Genomic DNA, 490 nt, shown 5'->3' on the forward strand with positions numbered 1-490 from the left:
GTCCCCCGATCCGCTGGCGAGGGTGTGTCCGTCGGCGCTGAATGCGACGGTGTAGACGGCGTCGGTGTGGTCGGTGAGGGTGGCGAGCGGTGTGGGTTTGGTGGGGTCGGTGGTGTTCCAGAGTCGGATGGTTTTGTCCCCCGATCCGCTGGCGAGGGTGTGTCCGTCGGCGCTGAATGCGACGGTGCTGACCGTGTCGGTGTGGCCGTCAAGGGTGGCCAGTGGCGTGGGTTTGGTGGGGTAGGTGGTGTTCCAGAGGCGGATGGTCTTGTCCCGTCCACCGGTAGCCAGAATATGGCCATCCGGGCTGATCGCTATGGCGTACATCGGGTTGTAGTGCCCAGTGATCGCCGTCATTTTGTGCGGACTATCCAGTTTGCCGATATCCCAAAGCTCGAAGGTCTTGTCGGATGATCCGCTTGCGAGTGTCTTGCTGTCGGGGCTGAAGGCGACGGCGTTGACCACGTTGGTGTGGCTGTTGAGGGTGGCG

At 62.9% G+C, this 490-nt stretch carries 1 pseudogene; it reads right to left on the bottom strand.

Annotated elements, in window-relative coordinates:
- A pseudogene (locus U9978_RS23870) lies at nt 1-490 on the bottom strand (WD40 repeat domain-containing protein); the annotation flags it as partial.

The sequence above is a fragment of the Protofrankia sp. Cr2 genome (genome assembly GCF_963555885.1).
Lineage (GTDB): Bacteria > Actinomycetota > Actinomycetes > Frankiales > Frankiaceae > Protofrankia.